This window comes from Neobacillus sp. B4I6 (assembly GCF_050434045.1).
Classification (GTDB): Bacteria; Bacillota; Bacilli; order Bacillales; family Cytobacillaceae; genus Neobacillus.
In genome coordinates, this window is record NZ_JBNPWB010000002.1 from 5,059,924 (window position 1) to 5,076,585 (window position 16,662).

Annotated in this window: 31 protein-coding genes; all 31 read right to left on the reverse strand. The window is 40.2% G+C overall.

The genetic code is table 11. From position 1 onward, the window contains the following. Nucleotides 1–185: 185 nt before the first annotated feature. The 31 genes from rplQ to tuf all read right to left on the reverse strand — a co-directional run bounded on the left by rplQ (nt 186) and on the right by tuf (nt 16,623). Entirely contained in the window at nt 186–548 is a 363-nt protein-coding gene (gene rplQ, locus QF028_RS27160) for a 50S ribosomal protein L17 (RefSeq protein ID WP_168241513.1), read from the reverse strand. Between the two features lie 64 nt (nt 549–612). Beyond that, nucleotides 613–1,557, reverse strand: a complete 945-nt coding sequence (locus QF028_RS27165; protein WP_088085002.1) for a DNA-directed RNA polymerase subunit alpha — start codon at nt 1,555–1,557, stop codon at nt 613–615. 176 nt (nt 1,558–1,733) lie between these two features. Then, nucleotides 1,734–2,123, reverse strand: a complete 390-nt coding sequence (gene rpsK / locus QF028_RS27170) for a 30S ribosomal protein S11 (protein WP_075689916.1) — start codon at nt 2,121–2,123, stop codon at nt 1,734–1,736. A gap of 22 nt (nt 2,124–2,145) precedes the next feature. Next, nucleotides 2,146–2,511, reverse strand: coding sequence for a 30S ribosomal protein S13 (rpsM, locus tag QF028_RS27175; protein ID WP_026565543.1), 366 nt, complete (start codon nt 2,509–2,511; stop codon nt 2,146–2,148). 24 nt (nt 2,512–2,535) lie between these two features. Then, on the reverse strand, nt 2,536–2,649 hold the full coding sequence (gene rpmJ, locus QF028_RS27180; protein WP_000868344.1) for a 50S ribosomal protein L36: 114 nt from the start codon (nt 2,647–2,649) through the stop codon (nt 2,536–2,538). A 38-nt stretch (nt 2,650–2,687) separates the two neighbouring features. Continuing rightward, nucleotides 2,688–2,906, reverse strand: coding sequence for a translation initiation factor IF-1 (gene infA, locus QF028_RS27185; protein ID WP_007085268.1), 219 nt, complete (start codon nt 2,904–2,906; stop codon nt 2,688–2,690). A 192-nt stretch (nt 2,907–3,098) separates the two neighbouring features. After that, complete coding sequence (gene map / locus QF028_RS27190) at nt 3,099–3,845, reverse strand: type I methionyl aminopeptidase (RefSeq protein ID WP_429470525.1); 747 nt, start codon at nt 3,843–3,845, stop codon at nt 3,099–3,101. Continuing rightward, complete coding sequence (locus QF028_RS27195) at nt 3,845–4,492, reverse strand: adenylate kinase (protein WP_215000138.1); 648 nt, start codon at nt 4,490–4,492, stop codon at nt 3,845–3,847. The genes map and QF028_RS27195 overlap by 1 nt, the downstream gene beginning before the upstream one ends. Nucleotides 4,493–4,549: 57 nt before the next feature. Next, the gene (gene secY, locus QF028_RS27200; protein ID WP_215000140.1) at nt 4,550–5,845 is read right to left on the reverse strand and encodes a preprotein translocase subunit SecY; all 1,296 of its coding nucleotides are present in this window, start codon (nt 5,843–5,845) and stop codon (nt 4,550–4,552) included. Next, the gene (gene rplO, locus QF028_RS27205; RefSeq protein WP_168241509.1) at nt 5,845–6,285 is read right to left on the reverse strand and encodes a 50S ribosomal protein L15; all 441 of its coding nucleotides are present in this window, start codon (nt 6,283–6,285) and stop codon (nt 5,845–5,847) included. Before rplO ends, secY begins: the two co-directional genes overlap by 1 nt. 32 nt (nt 6,286–6,317) lie before the next feature. After that, nucleotides 6,318–6,500 (reverse strand): 50S ribosomal protein L30, encoded by a 183-nt coding sequence (rpmD, locus tag QF028_RS27210; RefSeq protein WP_088084997.1) that lies wholly within the window; start codon nt 6,498–6,500, stop codon nt 6,318–6,320. A gap of 1 nt (nt 6,501) precedes the next feature. Beyond that, entirely contained in the window at nt 6,502–7,014 is a 513-nt protein-coding gene (gene rpsE / locus QF028_RS27215; RefSeq protein WP_088084996.1) for a 30S ribosomal protein S5, read from the reverse strand. A 24-nt stretch (nt 7,015–7,038) separates the two neighbouring features. Continuing rightward, nucleotides 7,039–7,401 carry a 50S ribosomal protein L18 gene (rplR, locus tag QF028_RS27220; protein WP_098262320.1) on the reverse strand — a complete coding sequence of 121 codons (363 nt, stop codon included), beginning with the start codon at nt 7,399–7,401 and terminating at the stop codon, nt 7,039–7,041. A gap of 32 nt (nt 7,402–7,433) precedes the next feature. After that, nucleotides 7,434–7,970, reverse strand: coding sequence for a 50S ribosomal protein L6 (rplF, locus tag QF028_RS27225; protein ID WP_215000142.1), 537 nt, complete (start codon nt 7,968–7,970; stop codon nt 7,434–7,436). A 31-nt stretch (nt 7,971–8,001) separates the two neighbouring features. Further along, on the reverse strand, nt 8,002–8,400 hold the full coding sequence (rpsH, locus tag QF028_RS27230) for a 30S ribosomal protein S8 (protein WP_168241507.1): 399 nt from the start codon (nt 8,398–8,400) through the stop codon (nt 8,002–8,004). Between the two features lie 29 nt (nt 8,401–8,429). Further along, nucleotides 8,430–8,615, reverse strand: coding sequence for a type Z 30S ribosomal protein S14 (locus tag QF028_RS27235; protein WP_034676107.1), 186 nt, complete (start codon nt 8,613–8,615; stop codon nt 8,430–8,432). A gap of 24 nt (nt 8,616–8,639) precedes the next feature. After that, the gene (gene rplE / locus QF028_RS27240; protein ID WP_088084992.1) at nt 8,640–9,179 is read right to left on the reverse strand and encodes a 50S ribosomal protein L5; all 540 of its coding nucleotides are present in this window, start codon (nt 9,177–9,179) and stop codon (nt 8,640–8,642) included. Nucleotides 9,180–9,207: 28 nt separating this feature from the next. After that, a complete protein-coding gene (rplX, locus tag QF028_RS27245) occupies nt 9,208–9,516 on the reverse strand; it encodes a 50S ribosomal protein L24 (protein ID WP_168245868.1) in 309 nt (102 codons plus the stop codon). 35 nt (nt 9,517–9,551) lie between these two features. Next, complete coding sequence (rplN, locus tag QF028_RS27250) at nt 9,552–9,920, reverse strand: 50S ribosomal protein L14 (RefSeq protein ID WP_026565532.1); 369 nt, start codon at nt 9,918–9,920, stop codon at nt 9,552–9,554. Between the two features lie 40 nt (nt 9,921–9,960). Then, nucleotides 9,961–10,224, reverse strand: a complete 264-nt coding sequence (rpsQ, locus tag QF028_RS27255; protein WP_088084990.1) for a 30S ribosomal protein S17 — start codon at nt 10,222–10,224, stop codon at nt 9,961–9,963. Nucleotides 10,225–10,246: 22 nt separating this feature from the next. Further along, entirely contained in the window at nt 10,247–10,447 is a 201-nt protein-coding gene (gene rpmC / locus QF028_RS27260; protein WP_007085282.1) for a 50S ribosomal protein L29, read from the reverse strand. Continuing rightward, the gene (gene rplP, locus QF028_RS27265; RefSeq protein WP_026565529.1) at nt 10,437–10,871 is read right to left on the reverse strand and encodes a 50S ribosomal protein L16; all 435 of its coding nucleotides are present in this window, start codon (nt 10,869–10,871) and stop codon (nt 10,437–10,439) included. The genes rpmC and rplP overlap by 11 nt, the downstream gene beginning before the upstream one ends. A gap of 2 nt (nt 10,872–10,873) precedes the next feature. Then, complete coding sequence (rpsC, locus tag QF028_RS27270) at nt 10,874–11,530, reverse strand: 30S ribosomal protein S3 (RefSeq protein WP_214716672.1); 657 nt, start codon at nt 11,528–11,530, stop codon at nt 10,874–10,876. Between the two features lie 3 nt (nt 11,531–11,533). Beyond that, nucleotides 11,534–11,875 carry a 50S ribosomal protein L22 gene (gene rplV, locus QF028_RS27275; protein ID WP_088084987.1) on the reverse strand — a complete coding sequence of 114 codons (342 nt, stop codon included), beginning with the start codon at nt 11,873–11,875 and terminating at the stop codon, nt 11,534–11,536. Between the two features lie 17 nt (nt 11,876–11,892). Next, nucleotides 11,893–12,171, reverse strand: coding sequence for a 30S ribosomal protein S19 (rpsS, locus tag QF028_RS27280; RefSeq protein WP_026565526.1), 279 nt, complete (start codon nt 12,169–12,171; stop codon nt 11,893–11,895). A gap of 60 nt (nt 12,172–12,231) precedes the next feature. After that, nucleotides 12,232–13,062, reverse strand: coding sequence for a 50S ribosomal protein L2 (gene rplB / locus QF028_RS27285; protein ID WP_088084986.1), 831 nt, complete (start codon nt 13,060–13,062; stop codon nt 12,232–12,234). A 29-nt stretch (nt 13,063–13,091) separates the two neighbouring features. Continuing rightward, entirely contained in the window at nt 13,092–13,376 is a 285-nt protein-coding gene (gene rplW / locus QF028_RS27290; RefSeq protein WP_066249400.1) for a 50S ribosomal protein L23, read from the reverse strand. Continuing rightward, entirely contained in the window at nt 13,376–13,999 is a 624-nt protein-coding gene (gene rplD, locus QF028_RS27295) for a 50S ribosomal protein L4 (RefSeq protein WP_168241503.1), read from the reverse strand. Before rplD ends, rplW begins: the two co-directional genes overlap by 1 nt. Nucleotides 14,000–14,028: 29 nt before the next feature. Continuing rightward, nucleotides 14,029–14,655, reverse strand: coding sequence for a 50S ribosomal protein L3 (gene rplC / locus QF028_RS27300; protein WP_429470534.1), 627 nt, complete (start codon nt 14,653–14,655; stop codon nt 14,029–14,031). 39 nt (nt 14,656–14,694) lie between these two features. Next, nucleotides 14,695–15,003, reverse strand: a complete 309-nt coding sequence (rpsJ, locus tag QF028_RS27305; protein ID WP_066094693.1) for a 30S ribosomal protein S10 — start codon at nt 15,001–15,003, stop codon at nt 14,695–14,697. A 432-nt stretch (nt 15,004–15,435) separates the two neighbouring features. Continuing rightward, nucleotides 15,436–16,623: an elongation factor Tu gene (tuf, locus tag QF028_RS27310; protein WP_088084983.1), complete on the reverse strand. Its 1,188-nt coding sequence runs from the start codon at nt 16,621–16,623 to the stop codon at nt 15,436–15,438. Between the last annotated feature and the right edge of the window lie 39 nt (nt 16,624–16,662).

The window sequence follows — 16,662 nt, forward strand, 5'->3', positions numbered from 1 at the left end:
ACGTAGAAAAGCTAGATGAAATCAAGTAAAACTTTTAGATTTTCTCCAATGAATTGGAGTTACGCTCATCATAACACTCTTTTTTGGCTTGGGTCATCTTGATATAAAATTCATTTACAGAAAAAGGGCAAAGAACAAGTTTGTTTGTAAACTGTCCAGCGCCCTTGTTGTCTGTTAAAGCTATATTAAACTAACTCGATAATAACCATTGGTGCACCGTCACCGCGGCGTGGTCCAAGTTTCATAATACGAGTGTATCCACCTTGACGCTCTTGATAACGTGGAGCGATATCAGCGAAAAGTTTTTGTATTGCACTTGTATTATTTTCAGCATCAGCAACTTCGTTACGAACATATGAAGCAGCTTGACGACGAGCGTGTAAATCACCACGTTTACCTAAAGTGATCATTTTTTCAACAGTCACACGAATTTCTTTCGCACGAGTTTCTGTTGTTTCAATGCGCTCATTGATAATTAAATCTGTAGTTAAATCACGTAGCATAGCTTTACGCTGTGCACTTGTGCGTCCTAACTTTCTGTATGCCATGAAGGGTTCCCTCCTTTGTTGAAGTCATTAAACGGATTAACGCATGTGTATAACGGTAAACAAATCAGTCGTCTTTACGCAAGCCTAATCCAAGCTCTTCTAGTTTTGCCTTCACTTCTTCAAGTGATTTACGGCCTAAGTTACGAACTTTCATCATATCTTCTTCAGTCTTATTAGCTAATTCCTGAACAGTGTTGATTCCAGCACGCTTTAAGCAATTGTAAGAACGAACAGAAAGATCTAGTTCTTCAATAGTCATTTCAAGAACTTTTTCTTTTTGGTCTTCTTCTTTTTCAATCATGATTTCAGCATTTTGAGCTTCATCAGTTAAACCAACGAAAATATTCAAATGCTCGGTCAAAATTTTGGATCCAAGAGCGATCGCTTCTTTTGGCCCAGTGCTTCCATCTGTCCAAACATCAAGTGTGAGCTTGTCGAAATTAGACATTTGACCAACACGTGTGTTTTCTACTTGAAATTGTACACGAGAAACTGGCGTGAAAATAGAATCAATTGGAATAACACCTATCGGTTGATCTTCTCTTTTGTTTTGAACAGCCGGTGTATATCCACGTCCACGTCTAGCAGTCAAACGCATGCGAAGATGACCATTTGCAGCTAATGTTGCAATATGAAGCTCAGGATTTAAAACCTCAACATCACTATCATGAGTAATATTGCCAGCTAAAACTGGACCCTCACCTTGTACATCAAACTCAAGCGTCTTCTCTTCATCAGAGTAGATTTTTAAAGCTAATTTTTTAATGTTTAAAATGATGGATGTTACATCCTCCACGACGCCTTCAATTGTTGAGAACTCATGAAGTACCCCATCGATTTGAATCGATGTAACCGCGGCACCTGGGAGTGAAGATAATAGGATACGACGTAAGGAGTTACCCAAAGTGGTACCATATCCACGCTCAAGTGGCTCTACGATGAATTTGCCATACTTAGCATCATCGTTGATCTCAATCGTTTCGATTTTTGGTTTTTCTATTTCGATCATCAAATAACCCTCCTTCAAAACGTCGAAACTCTAAATCAGCATATTTGCTAATTAAAAGTCCCCATGTATAAGTTCCCGTTTTGTGCACAACAACTGGAATAAATCTTCTGTAAGAGTGCAAAAAATTAGTATCATATCCCATTATAGACGCATGATACAAAATCTATACAGAAAAATTAAACACGACGACGTTTTGGTGGACGGCATCCATTATGAGGAACAGGTGTAACGTCTTTAATTGCAGTTACTTCTAGACCAGCAGCTTGAAGAGCACGGATTGCAGCTTCACGTCCTGCACCAGGTCCTTTAACAGTAACTTCTAAAGTTTTCATACCATGTTCAATGGAAGTCTTAGCTGCTGTTTCAGCCGCCATTTGTGCAGCAAATGGTGTGGATTTACGAGAACCTCTAAATCCAAGCGCACCTGCACTTGACCATGAAATTGCATTACCATGTACATCAGTAATTGTTACAATCGTATTGTTAAATGTTGAACGGATATGAGCGATACCAGCTTCAATATTCTTTTTAACACGACGTTTACGTGTATTCGTTTTACGCGCCATTTAAATTAACCTCCTTTACCGATTACTTCTTCTTGTTCGCTACAGTCTTACGAGGACCTTTGCGTGTACGAGCGTTGTTTTTCGTATTTTGTCCACGAACTGGTAAACCACGACGATGACGTAATCCGCGGTAGCAGCCGATTTCCATTAAACGCTTAATGTTAAGAGAAATTTCACGGCGAAGGTCACCTTCAACTTTTAATTTGTCGATGATGTCACGGATTTTGTTTAATTCGTCTTCTGTTAAATCACGTACACGTGTATCTTCAGAAACACCAGCTTCTGCTAGTACTTTTTGTGCAGTATTTTTACCAATTCCATAAATGTAAGTTAAAGAGATAACTACACGTTTTTCACGTGGAATATCTACACCAGCAATACGTGCCATAGAAAATGCGCACCTCCTTCAAAATTAACCTTGTTTTTGTTTATGTTTAGGGTTTTCACAGATAACCATAACTTTTCCGCGTCTACGGATAACTTTACACTTTTCGCAGATCGGTTTAACAGATGGTCTTACTTTCATTATTATCCTAACCTCCTTAGTAGTACGGAGTGCAAGCATTATTTAAAGCGGTAAGTAATTCTTCCGCGTGTTAAGTCATATGGAGAAAGCTCAACAGTCACTTTGTCACCCGGAAGGATCCGAATGAAATGCATTCGTATTTTACCAGAAACATGCGCTAGCACGGTATGACCGTTTTCTAATTCTACCTTAAACATTGCATTTGGCAATGTTTCAATGACTTTACCTTCAATTTCAATTACATCATCTTTGGCCATCGATCTCGTTTCCCTTCTCTTTTCAGGATTGCGTTTATTCAAACTAGGTAGAGCAAGCAAAGCTATTCGCTCGTATGTCGTCATGCAACCTTTCAATTCTAACATATTGAGCAGCATTCTGTCCTCAGTAAATATTACAAATTACCTAAAAACGGACCAGAATCGACAACAACTATTGAAATCCGCACAAATTTATAATTTGGTTAAGATTTCAAATCCTGCATCAGTGATCGCAACCGTATGCTCGAAATGCGCACAACGCCTGCCGTCAACAGTTACAACTGTCCAATTGTCAGTCAATGTTCTCACATATCGGCTTCCGGCATTTACCATCGGTTCAATAGCAAGTACCATTCCAGGCATAAGACGCGGACCATTGTTTGGTGGACCAAAATGTGGAATAGGAGGTTCCTCATGTAAGTCTTGCCCTACTCCGTGTCCTACATACTCGCGTACAATAGAAAAGCCATTTGCTTCCACATACGTTTGAATCGCATGGGAGATGTTCGAGAGTCGCTCGCCCGGTTTTGCTTCGTTTATGCCTAGATAAAGAGATTCCTCTGTTACCTTCAGCAAATGCTGGGAATTATCATCAATCTCTCCTACAGCATAGGTCCAAGCTGAATCACCATGATAACCTTCATACTTAGCACCGATATCAATACTAATAATGTCTCCTTCATTGAGAACACGATTACCAGGAATTCCATGAACAAGTTCTTCGTTCACACTTGTACAAATGCTGCCGCGAAAACCATTATACCCTTTAAACGAAGGAAATGCATCTTGTGAGAGAATAAATTCTTCAGCAATCATGTCTAATTCCTTTGTGGTAATCCCAGGAGCTACATGTTTTTGTAACTCTTGGTGGGTAAGGGCCACAATCCGCCCGGCCGCGCGCATGATTTCAATTTCCCTAGGGGTTTTGCAAAAGATCATTATAAGCCCCCAAGTAATTGCTCGATATCAGCGAATACCTTGTTAATATCCTGCTGACCATCAATCGTGCGAAGATAACCTTTTGTTTCATAAAAAGTTAATAATGGTTCTTGTTGTTTGATATTCACGTCTAAACGATTTTGAACAGTTTCTTCATTATCATCCGCTCTTTGGTATAACTCACCGCCGCAACGATCGCATACGCCCTCTTGTTTTGGAGGATTAAAAACTAAATGATACGTAGAACCACATTCTTTACAAATACGACGCCCTGTCAAACGTTCCATTAATAAATCCTTATCGACATTAATATTAATTACATAGTTAATTTTTTTATTTAAATCAACTAAAAGATTTTCCAACGCCTCTGCTTGAGGTACAGTTCTAGGAAAGCCATCTAAAAGGAATCCCTTTTGACAATCTTCCTTGCTTAATCGTTCACGAACAATACCGATTGTTACTTCATCAGGAACAAGTTCGCCCTTATCCATGAATGATTTCGCTTGTAAACCTAGTTCTGTTCCTTCTTTCATCGCTGCACGGAACATATCTCCAGTAGAGATATGAGGGATGCCGTAATTTTCGACGATTCTTTCAGCTTGAGTACCTTTTCCGGCACCCGGAAGCCCCATTAATACTAAATTCACACGTGTTCCCCCCTCGTGCTATAAATTGGTTTTAGGGAGCAGTGGCCCCCAAAACCTTTACTTTATAAACCCTTTATAGTGACGTTTAACTAATTGTGCTTCAAGTTGTTTCATCGTATCTAATGCTACACCGACAACGATTAGCAAACTTGTTCCACCGATTTGAGCCGATTGCGGCAGATTGGCTAAATTAATAAATAACATAGGCAATACAGCAATCAAAGCTAGGAAGAGTGCACCAACAAAAGTTAAACGATATAAGACGCGTGTTAAGTATTCTTGCGTGCTCTTTCCTGGACGGATCCCTGGAATATAGCCGCTTTGCTTTTGCAAGTTTTCCGCTGCTTGTTCAGGGTTAACTTGGATAAATGCATAGAAATAAGTAAACGCGATAATTAACGCAGCATATAACGTCATCCCGATTGGATGAGAATAATCAAATACTTTTGTAATCCAAAGTGTTACATCATTAGTTGGAAAAAATGATGCAACCGTTCTTGGTGTTACAATGAATGAAACTGCAAAGATTACAGGAATTACTCCCGCAGCATTAACTTTTAATGGCATGTGAGTGGATTGTCCTCCGACAGGATTACGTCCAGCAACCACACGTTTAGCATATTGAATAGGTATCTTACGATTTGCTTGTTGGATAAAAATAACTCCTACTACAATAGCCACAACAGCAAGTGCTATTAACACTACAGTAACAATACGTAAGAATAATGCCTCTCCTGCATTCTCAAATTGCTGTACATAAATTTGATTAATAGTTGATGGCATTCCAGCAACGATACCGGCAAAGATGATAATAGAAATTCCATTACCAACACCTTTTTCAGTAATCTGCTCCCCTAACCACATTAAAAATGCTGTACCTGCAGTTAAGACAACTGCAATAAGCAGATACGTAGCAATTCCAGGATTTTCAATCAGTTGACCGCTGGCTAAATTATTAAAACCGTAGGACATACCTAATGCTTGGATAAAACCAAGCACAATTGTGAAATATCGAGTGATTTGAGCAATCTTACGACGACCTGATTCACCCTGCTTAGACCATTCCGTAAACTTAGGTACAACGTCCATTTGCAGGAGCTGTATTATGATCGAAGCAGTGATATATGGCATGATACCCATTGCAAAGATGGAGAATTGTTTTAATGCTCCACCGCCAAAAGTATTTAAAATTCCGAAAACACTAAGCTTATCTTGATTTGCAAGTACATCTGCATTTACATTGGGCACTGGGATAAATGTACCTAATCGAAATACGACTAACATTAAAAGGGTGAATATGATCTTCCGTCTTATCTCACCCACGCGCATAAAATTGGAGATTGTCTGGAACATTAGATCACCTCAGTGTTTCCACCAGCAGCTTCGATCGCTTCCTTAGCAGCAGAGGAGAATTTGTGAGCTTTGACAGTCAACTTTTTCTCTACGTTCCCTTTTGCAAGAATTTTGATTCCTGCTTTTTCGTTGCTAACTACACCTGATTCGATAAGAAGTTCTGGAGTAACTTCTGTACCTTCAGCAAAGCGGTTTAAAGCATCAAGATTTACAACTGCATATTCCTTACGGCTGAAGTTTGTAAATCCGCGTTTTGGTAAACGACGATATAAAGGTGTTTGACCACCTTCAAAACCTAGACGTACACCGCCACCCGAACGAGCGTTTTGACCTTTATGACCTTTACCGGCAGTTTTTCCTTGACCAGAACCGATACCGCGTCCTAGACGCTTACGATCTTTACGAGAACCCTCAGCAGGTTTTAGTTCATGAAGTTTCATATTGGCACCTCCTTATGAAAGAAAACAATAAATTATTGTTCTTTAACTGTTACAAGGTGAGCAACTTTGGTAATCATACCGCGAATAGCAGCATTATCTTGATGCTCAACTGTTTGATTCAATTTACGTAATCCTAAAGCTTTAACTGTTTCACGTTGATCGCCAGGACGGCCAATTACGCTGCGAGTGAGGGTAACTAATAGTTTATTCGCCATTTTATTTCCCCCCGTATCCTAACAGTTCTTCTACTGATTTTCCACGTAGTTTAGCTACGTCTTCAGCACGTTTCAATTGTTTTAAACCATCAATTGTTGCACGAACCATGTTAATAGGAGTATTTGTTCCTAATGACTTAGAAAGGATATCAGCTACTCCGCCTAACTCAAGAACCGCACGAACTGGACCACCAGCGATAACTCCTGTACCTTCTGAAGCAGGTTTTAGAAGAATTTCACCAGCACCAAAACGTCCGATTACTTGGTGAGGAATGGTAGTTCCAACCATAGCTACTTCTATTAAGTTTTTCTTTGCATCTTCGATGGCTTTACGAATAGCATCAGGTACTTCTTGAGCTTTACCAGTACCGAAACCAACGTGACCGTTTTTATCGCCTACAACAACAAGGGCTGTGAAGCGGAAACGACGTCCACCTTTAACAACTTTCGCAACACGGTTAACCGTGACTACGCGTTCTTCTAGTTCAAGTTTGTTTGGATCAATACGACGCATCTTTTTGTGTCCCTCCTTTGTCTTTTAGAATTGTAAGCCGTTTTCACGGGCAGCATCAGCTAATACTTGAATACGTCCATGGTATAGGTATCCGCCACGATCAAAGACAATAGAAGTGATACCTTTTTCTACCGCACGTTTAGCAACTAATTCTCCGACCATTTTAGCAGCTTCAACATTATTAGTTGATTCTAAAGTAAAGTCTTTATCTAAAGTAGAAGCACTTGCTAAAGTTACTCCATTAATGTCATCAATTATTTGAGCATAAATATGTTTGTTAGAACGAAACACATTTAGACGTGGACGAGCTGAAGTTCCGCTAAGTTTCGCACGAACACGAGCATGTCTTTTCTTGCGAGTAGCGTTTTTATCAAGCTTCGTAATCATTTACGTCACTCCTTTCGTTTACCTATGAGGCATTACTTACCAGTTTTACCTTCTTTGCGACGAACAAATTCACCTTCGTAACGGATCCCTTTACCTTTATAAGGCTCAGGAGGACGTACTCCGCGAATATTCGCTGCTAAAGCACCAACACGTTCTTTGTCAGTACCCTTGATAACGATTTTAGTATTTGCAGGTACCTCGATTTCAAGGCCCGCTTCAGGTTCGATCTCAACTGGATGAGAGTATCCAACGTTTAATACAAGTTTGTTACCTTGCTTTTGAGCACGATAACCAACCCCGATTAACTCTAAGCCTCTAGTGAAGCCAGTGGATACACCTTCAATCATGTTCGCAAGCACGGCACGAGTAGTTCCGTGTAATGCGCGGTGTTCTTTCACGTCAGAAGGACGAGTGATTGTTACAAGATTCTCTTCCACGTTGATAGTAATATCAGGATGGAAAGTACGAGTAAGTTCACCTTTAGGTCCTTTAACTGTAGCAGTACTATTATTTAAAGTAACTGTAACTCCTGCTGGAATAACAATTGGTTTTTTTCCTACGCGAGACATTTAGTGCACCTCCATTCATTCAAAAGCTCAATTACCAAACGTAAGCTAATACTTCTCCGCCGACTTGTTTTGCACGAGCTTCTTTATCTGTAATAACACCTTGTGATGTTGATACTAATGCGATACCAAGACCGTTAAGAACGCGTGGTACCTCAGTTGATTTTGCGTAAACTCTAAGTCCAGGCTTGCTTATGCGCTTAAGACCAGTAATAACACGTTCATTACTAGCACCGTATTTTAAGAAGATACGGATGATACCTTGTTTGTTGTCTTCGATAAATTCGACGTCACGTACGAAACCTTCGCGCTTTAAAATTTCAGCAATTTCTTTTTTCATATTAGAAGCAGGCACTTCTAACTTTTCGTGACGCACCATATTCGCATTACGAATGCGAGTAAGCATATCAGCAATTGGATCTGTCATGACCATTATTTTTACCTCCTTCCCAGACTTGGGTTTTACCAGCTAGCTTTTTTAACACCAGGAATTTGTCCTTTGTACGCTAATTCGCGGAAACAAATACGACAAAGCTTAAATTTACGGTATACAGAGTGTGGACGGCCACAACGTTCGCAGCGTGTATACTCTTGTACTGCATATTTAGGCGTGCGCTTTTGTTTCGCAATCATTGACTTTTTAGCCACGTTTTCGCCTCCATTATTTAACGATTACTTTTGGAATGGCATTCCAAATTGAGTTAAAAGTTCACGAGATTCTTCATCAGTTTTAGCAGTCGTTACGATAACGATATCCATACCACGAACCTTGCTTACTTTATCGTAATCAATTTCAGGGAAAATTAATTGTTCTTTAATTCCCAATGTATAGTTACCGCGACCGTCGAATGCTTTTTTAGAAATACCACGGAAGTCACGTACACGAGGTAAAGAAACAGAAACTAATTTATCCAAGAATTCGTACATGCGCTCACCGCGAAGTGTAACTTTTGCACCGATTGGCATACCTTCACGAAGGCGGAAGCCAGCGATAGATTTTTTCGCACGTGTCACGACTGGTTTTTGACCTGTGATCGTTGAAAGTTCTTCAACGGCATTATCAAGTGCCTTTGCATTTGCAACTGCGTCACCAACGCCCATATTCACGACGATTTTATCAAGTTTAGGAACTTCCATAACTGATTTATAGTTGAACTTGCTCATAAGAGCAGGAGTAACTTCTTTAACAAATTTTTCTTTTAGGCGGTTCACTTATTGTACCTCCCTTCTTAATTTTAAACTATTTATCTAAAATTTCACCGGATTTTGCTACGCGTACTTTTTTGCCATCTACCGTAGTGGAACCTACACGAGTCGGGTTACCAGACTTAGGATCGATAGGCATTACGTTCGATACATGAATTGGAGCCTCAAAGCTGATGATACCGCCTTGTGGATTCACTTGAGAAGGTTTTGAGTGTTTCTTTGCAATGTTCACGCCTTCTACTAGTACACGGCTATCTTTAGGATAAGCAGCAAGGACTACCCCTGTTTTGCCTTTATCCTTTCCAGAGATGACTCTTACGTTGTCACCTTTTTTCACATGCATCATTAAGCACCTCCTTAAAGGCATTTGAATTTAAATTATAGTACTTCTGGAGCTAGAGAAACGATTTTCATAAAGTTGTTGTCGCGAAGTTCACGGGCAACTGGTCCGAAGATACGAGTACCGCGTGGGCTCTTATCATCTTTGATAATTACACATGCGTTTTCATCAAAACGAATGTATGAACCGTCAGGTCGACGAGCACCGCTCTTTGTACGAACAATAACTGCTTTAACAACGTCACCTTTTTTAACAACGCCACCTGGTGTTGCTTGTTTTACTGTACAGACGATAACATCACCAATACCAGCAAACTTGCGACCTGAACCACCAAGAACTTTTATCGTTAATACCTCACGAGCACCAGAGTTGTCAGCAACTTTTAAACGTGATTCTTGTTGAATCATGTGTGTAACCTCCCTTCGGAATGAAGCTTAATCCGAACAATTAAATAATAACTGCTTTTTCTACAACTTCAACTAAACGGAAACGCTTAGTAGCTGAAAGCGGACGAGTTTCCATGATACGTACTACATCGCCGATTTTTGCTTCGTTTTGCTCATCATGAGCTTTATACTTTTTAGAGTACTTAACGCGTTTACCATATAAAGGATGCTTTTTTTGTGTTTCAACAAGAACCGTTACTGTTTTATCCATCTTGTCAGAAACAACGCGTCCTGTGTAAACTTTACGTTGGTTACGTTCACTCATTGTGTGAACCTCCCTTCAATAATCACTTGTTAACGCTGATTTCTCTTTCACGAACAACTGTTTTCATACGTGCAATCGCTTTGCGTACTTCACGAATGCGAGCAGTGTTTTCAAGTTGTCCTGTCGCCAATTGAAAGCGAAGGTTGAAAAGTTCTTCTTTTAAAGATTTTACTTTTTGTTCAATTTCAGCAGTGGTTAGGTCACGAAGTTCATTAGCTTTCATTTGATTCACCACCAATTTCTTCTCGTTTAACAAACTTACACTTAACAGGAAGTTTGTGCATTGCAAGTCGAAGTGCTTCACGAGCGATTTCTTCAGAAACGCCAGCTATTTCGAACATGATTTTTCCAGGCTTAACAACAGCTACCCAGCCTTCAGGTGCCCCTTTACCGGAACCCATCCGTACTTCTAGAGGTTTAGCAGTATAAGGCTTGTGAGGGAAAATTTTAATCCAAACTTTACCGCCACGTTTCATGTAACGTGTCATCGCAATACGTGCTGCTTCGATTTGACGATTCGTGATCCATGAAGCTTCTAATGCTTGTAGGCCGAATTCACCGAATGTTACTTCAGTACCGCCTTTTGCGTTACCACGCATGTTACCACGGTGTTGACGGCGATATTTTACGCGTTTTGGCAATAACATGATTATTTGCCTCCTTCCGCATTTTTCTTCTTAGTAGGAAGGACTTCTCCCTTATAGATCCATACTTTTACGCCTAACTTACCATAAGTAGTATCGGCTTCAGCAGTAGCATAGTCGATATCTGCGCGAAGAGTATGAAGTGGAACAGTTCCTTCGCTGTAATGTTCAGCACGAGCGATATCTGCACCGCCAAGACGACCAGATACTTGTGTTTTAATACCTTTTGAACCAGCGCGCATAGCACGTTGAATTGCTTGCTTTTGTGCACGACGGAAAGATACACGGTTTTCTAATTGACGAGCAATATTTTCAGCAACAAGTTTCGCATCAAGGTCAGCTCTCTTGATTTCAAGGATATTGATGTGAACACGTTTGCCAGTTAATTGATTTAGTGCTTTACGAAGTGCTTCAACTTCCGTACCGCCTTTACCAATAACCATACCAGGCTTAGCTGTATGCACTGTTACGTTTACACGGTTTGCAGCACGTTCGATTTCTACTTTAGAAACAGAAGCATCTTTTAAACGCTTCGTGATGTATTCACGAATTTTTAGGTCTTCGTGTAAAAGAGTAGCGAAGTCTTTGCCTGCGTACCATTTAGATTCCCAATCACGGATGATTCCAATACGCAAACCGACAGGATTTACTTTTTGACCCACAGCTTATCCCTCCTTCTTTTCTGATAATACGATTGTGATGTGGCTAGTGCGCTTTAAGATCTGGCTTGCACGGCCCATTGCGCGAGGACGAAAACGTTTCAACGTTGGTCCTTCGTCAACAAATGCTTGTGCAACAACTAGGTTGTTAACGTCCATCTCATAGTTGTGCTCAGCGTTTGCCATAGCTGATTTTAATACTTTTTCCACAATTGGAGAAGCAGCCTTAGGTGTGAGATTTAAAATCGCCACAGCTTCACCAATTTGCTTTCCTCGAATTAAATCTACGACTAAACGTGCTTTACGAGGAGCAATACGAACTGTTCTTGCAACAGCTTTAGCTTGCATTTGGATGCCCTCCTCTCTTAACGTCTTGTTTTCTTGTCATCATTACCATGGCCCTTGTAAGCACGAGTTGGAGCAAATTCTCCAAGCTTGTGTCCTACCATGTCTTCAGTAACATATACAGGCACGTGTTTGCGACCATCATATACAGCGATAGTGTGGCCAATAAATTGTGGGAAGATTGTAGAACGGCGTGACCAAGTTTTAATAACTTGTTTGCTTTCAGTCTCGTTCAACTTTTCTACCTTAACCATTAAATGATCATCAACAAATGGTCCTTTTTTTAAGCTGCGACCCATGAAGGAACCTCCCTTCGTGACTGTTCTACGGTTCTTTCTTTGAACCGTAGGAGAATCACGTTATTTTTTACGACGACGTACGATAAACTTATCTGATTTGTTTTTCTTTTTACGAGTTTTGTAACCAAGAGTTGGTTTACCCCATGGAGACATTGGTGACTTACGTCCGATTGGTGAACGTCCTTCACCACCACCGTGTGGGTGATCGTTAGGGTTCATAACAGATCCACGTACAGTTGGGCGCTTGCCTAACCAACGATTACGTCCTGCTTTACCAATGTTAATTAATTCGTGTTGTTCGTTACCTACTTGACCGATTGTTGCACGGCATTCAGCAAGAATCATACGAACTTCACCAGAATTTAAACGTACTAATACGTATTTTCCTTCTTTACCAAGTACTTGTGCGCTTGTTCCAGCAGAACGAACTAACTGGCCGCCTTTTCCTGGTTTTAACTCGATGTTGTGTACTACTGTACCAACAGGAATGTTTGTTAGTGGAAGTGCGTTACCCACTTTAATATCAGCCTCAGGGCCAGACATTACTTCCAATCCAACTACTAGGTTTTTAGGAGCTAAGATATAACGCTTTTCTCCATCCACGTAGTTGATTAACGCGATATTTGCAGAACGGTTTGGATCGTATTCGATCGTAGCAACGCGTCCAGGTATGCCATCTTTGTTACGTTTAAAGTCAATTAAACGGTATTGACGTTTATGACCGCCACCTTGATGACGAACAGTTAACTTACCTTGGTTATTACGGCCGCCTTTTCTCTTTACAGGTGCTAATAGAGATTTTTCTGGAGTGCTAGTTGTGATTTCTGCGAAATCAGAAGTAGTCATTCCGCGACGACCATTGGAGGTAGGTTTGTACTTTTTAATCGCCATTTTATTTCCCTCCTCTTCTTGATAGGCTCTTATGCTTCAAAGAATTCGATTTCTTTGCTATCAGTAGTTAATTTTACAATTGCTTTACGACGTTTATTTGTGTAACCACCGAATTTTCCCATACGCTTAAATTTACCTTTGTAGTTCATGATGTTTACTTTCTCAACATCAACGCTAAAGATTTCTTCAATCGCATCTTTAACTTGAGTTTTGTTAGCTCGAACATCAACTTCAAAAGTATATTTTTTCTCAGCCATTAGGTCAGTAGTACGTTCAGTGATAACGGGGCGCTTAATGATATCGCGTGCATCCATTATGCAAGCACCTCCTCTACTTTTTCGACCGCTGCTTTAGTCATGATCAATTTCTCATGATTAACAACATCTAATACGTTAATTCCATCTGCTGTTACTACTGTGATACCAGGAATGTTACGAGCAGAAAGTGCTACATTTTCATCAAGGTCAGCTGTAACGATTAATGCTTTCTTCTCAACAGAAAGACCGTTTAAAACTGTTTTGAAATCTTTTGTTTTTGGAGTATCGATAGCTAAGATATCTAACACTAAAATGTTTTCTTCTAATACTTTAGAAGAAAGCGCAGATTTGATTGCTAAACGACGCACTTTTTTCGGTAATTTATAGCTGTAGCTGCGTGGTGTTGGACCGAATACAGTACCACCTCCGCGCCATTGTGGAGAACGGATTGACCCTTGACGAGCGCGTCCAGTTCCTTTTTGACGCCATGGCTTACGACCACCGCCGCGTACTTCAGAACGAATTTTAGTTTTATGAGTTCCTTGACGTAATGAAGCTCTTTGCATAACAATTGCTTCAAATAATACGTGCTGGTTAGGCTCAATACCAAATACAGAATCATTAAGTTCGATATCTCCAACTTGTGATCCAGTTTGGTTTAATAATGCTACTTTAGGCATTCCTTTGTTCCTCCTTTCTTAAAAAGTGACTATGCTTTAATCGCACCTTTAATTTTTAATAGAGCTTTTTTAGCGCCAGGTACATTACCTTTGATTAAAAGTAGGTTACGCTCTGTATCAACCTTAACGACTTCAAGGTTTTGTACAGTGATTTGTTCTCCGCCCATACGACCTGGTAATAATTTACCTTTGAATACGCGGTTTGGAGCAACTGGTCCCATTGAACCAGGACGACGATGGTAACGTGAACCGTGGGCCATTGGGCCGCGTGATTGTCCGTGGCGCTTAATTACACCTTGGAAACCTTTACCCTTTGAGATTCCTGTTACATCTACGATATCTCCAGCAGCGAAAATATCAACCTTGACTTCTTGACCAACTTCATAGCTTGCTAAGTCATCTCCGCGGAATTCGCGAACGAAGCGCTTAGGAGCAGTGTTTGCTTTAGCAACATGGCCTTTTTCTGGTTTGTTAGCTAACTTTTCACGTTTATCTTCAAAACCAACTTGAACTGCAACATATCCATCGCTGTCAACTGATTTCTTTTGAAGAACTACGTTTGGAGCTACCTCAACTACAGTTACAGGAATTAAGTTACCGTTACTAGCAAATACTTGAGTCATACCAATCTTTCTTCCTAAGATTCCTTTGGTCATTTAAGTCACACCTCCTAGATTATTTATCATTTATTTTGATTAAAGTTTAATTTCGATATCAACACCAGATGGTAAATCTAAACGCATTAACGCATCAACTGTTTGTGGAGTTGGGTTAACGATGTCGATTAGACGCTTATGTGTCCGTTGTTCGAATTGCTCACGTGAATCTTTGTATTTATGAACCGCACGCAGAATCGTGTAAATAGTTTTTTCAGTCGGTAGCGGAATTGGACCAGATACAGCCGCACCAGAACGTTTTGCTGTTTCAACGATTTTTTCTGCAGATTGATCAAGGATTCTGTGATCATACGCTTTTAAACGGATACGAATTTTTTGTTTTGCCATTATTTTCCCTCCTTTATTCGCCTATTTTCTAAATAGACATTCTCAGTGAAAATTTCCCTCACACACTCGCCATGGCAAAGCGGCCGGGTGTGTCAGCAACCTTCCACATCATCGCAGTCAAAGACCAACATTGTCTATTATACATAAAACATAAAACAAACGCAACACTTATTACGATTTTTTTTTATGCTTCTGTTTCGAACACTTTTCCTATTATAGCGGCTGATATACACTTTATCAACTATTATTATCAATCTCCAGAAATATCCTAATATAAAAGTTGCGATGCGAATATTATGAATATATTTATATAGAAGAAACTCGATCTAAAACCCTTTTTAAAACAATAAAAAAGCAGATGGATCGTCACCCACCTGCTTTTTATATGTTTAATAATTATTCACTCAGCACCAAAGGAGCTGCAGTTTCTAATTACTCAGTGATTGTAGTGATTGAACCTGAACCTACTGTACGTCCACCTTCACGAATAGAGAACTTAGTTCCTTCTTCGATTGCGATTGGAGCGATAAGTTCAACAGTCATTTCGATGTGGTCGCCAGGCATAACCATTTCAGTACCTTCTGGAAGCATACAGATACCTGTAATATCAGAAGTACGGAAATAGAATTGTGGACGGTAGTTTGAGAAGAATGGAGTGTGACGTCCACCTTCTTCTTTTGATAATACATAAACTTGTGCTTTGAACTTTGTGTGTGGAGTGATTGACTTTGGTTTAGCCAATACTTGACCACGTTCGATATCTTCACGTGCTACACCACGAAGAAGGGCACCGATGTTGTCACCAGCTTCAGCGAAATCAAGAAGCTTACGGAACATTTCTACACCTGTTACAGTAGTAGATTTTGGCTCTTCAGTGAAACCTACGATTTCAACTACATCCCCAACTTTAACTACTCCACGCTCAACACGTCCAGTAGCAACTGTTCCACGACCAGTGATTGAGAATACATCCTCAACTGGCATCATGAAAGGTTTGTCAGTGTCACGAGTTGGTGTTGGAATCCACTCATCAACCGCAGTCATAAGTTCATTGATTTTTTCTTCCCACGCAGCTTCGCCTTCTAATGCTTTAAGTGCAGAACCTTTGATAACTGGAGTGTCATCGCCAGGGAAGTCGTATTCTGATAATAGATCACGAATTTCCATTTCTACTAATTCAAGAAGCTCTTCATCGTCAACCATGTCACACTTGTTCATGAATACAACAAGGTATGGTACACCTACTTGACGTGAAAGAAGGATGTGTTCACGAGTTTGTGGCATTGGGCCGTCAGTTGCAGATACAACTAGGATACCGCCGTCCATTTGCGCAGCACCAGTGATCATGTTTTTAACATAGTCAGCGTGTCCTGGGCAGTCTACGTGTGCATAGTGACGAGCATCTGTTTCATATTCTACGTGTGCAGTAGAGATTGTGATACCACGTTCTTTTTCTTCTGGTGCACCATCGATTTGATCATATGCACGTGCTTCTGCTTTACCTGATTTAGCAAGAACAGAAGTGATTGCAGCTGTTAAAGTTGTTTTACCATGGTCAACGTGTCCGATTGTACCAATGTTAACGTGTGGCTTTGAACGGTCGAATTTAGCTTTACCCATTAGGAAATCCTCCTCTAAATTATAAAAATTTAATTTTAA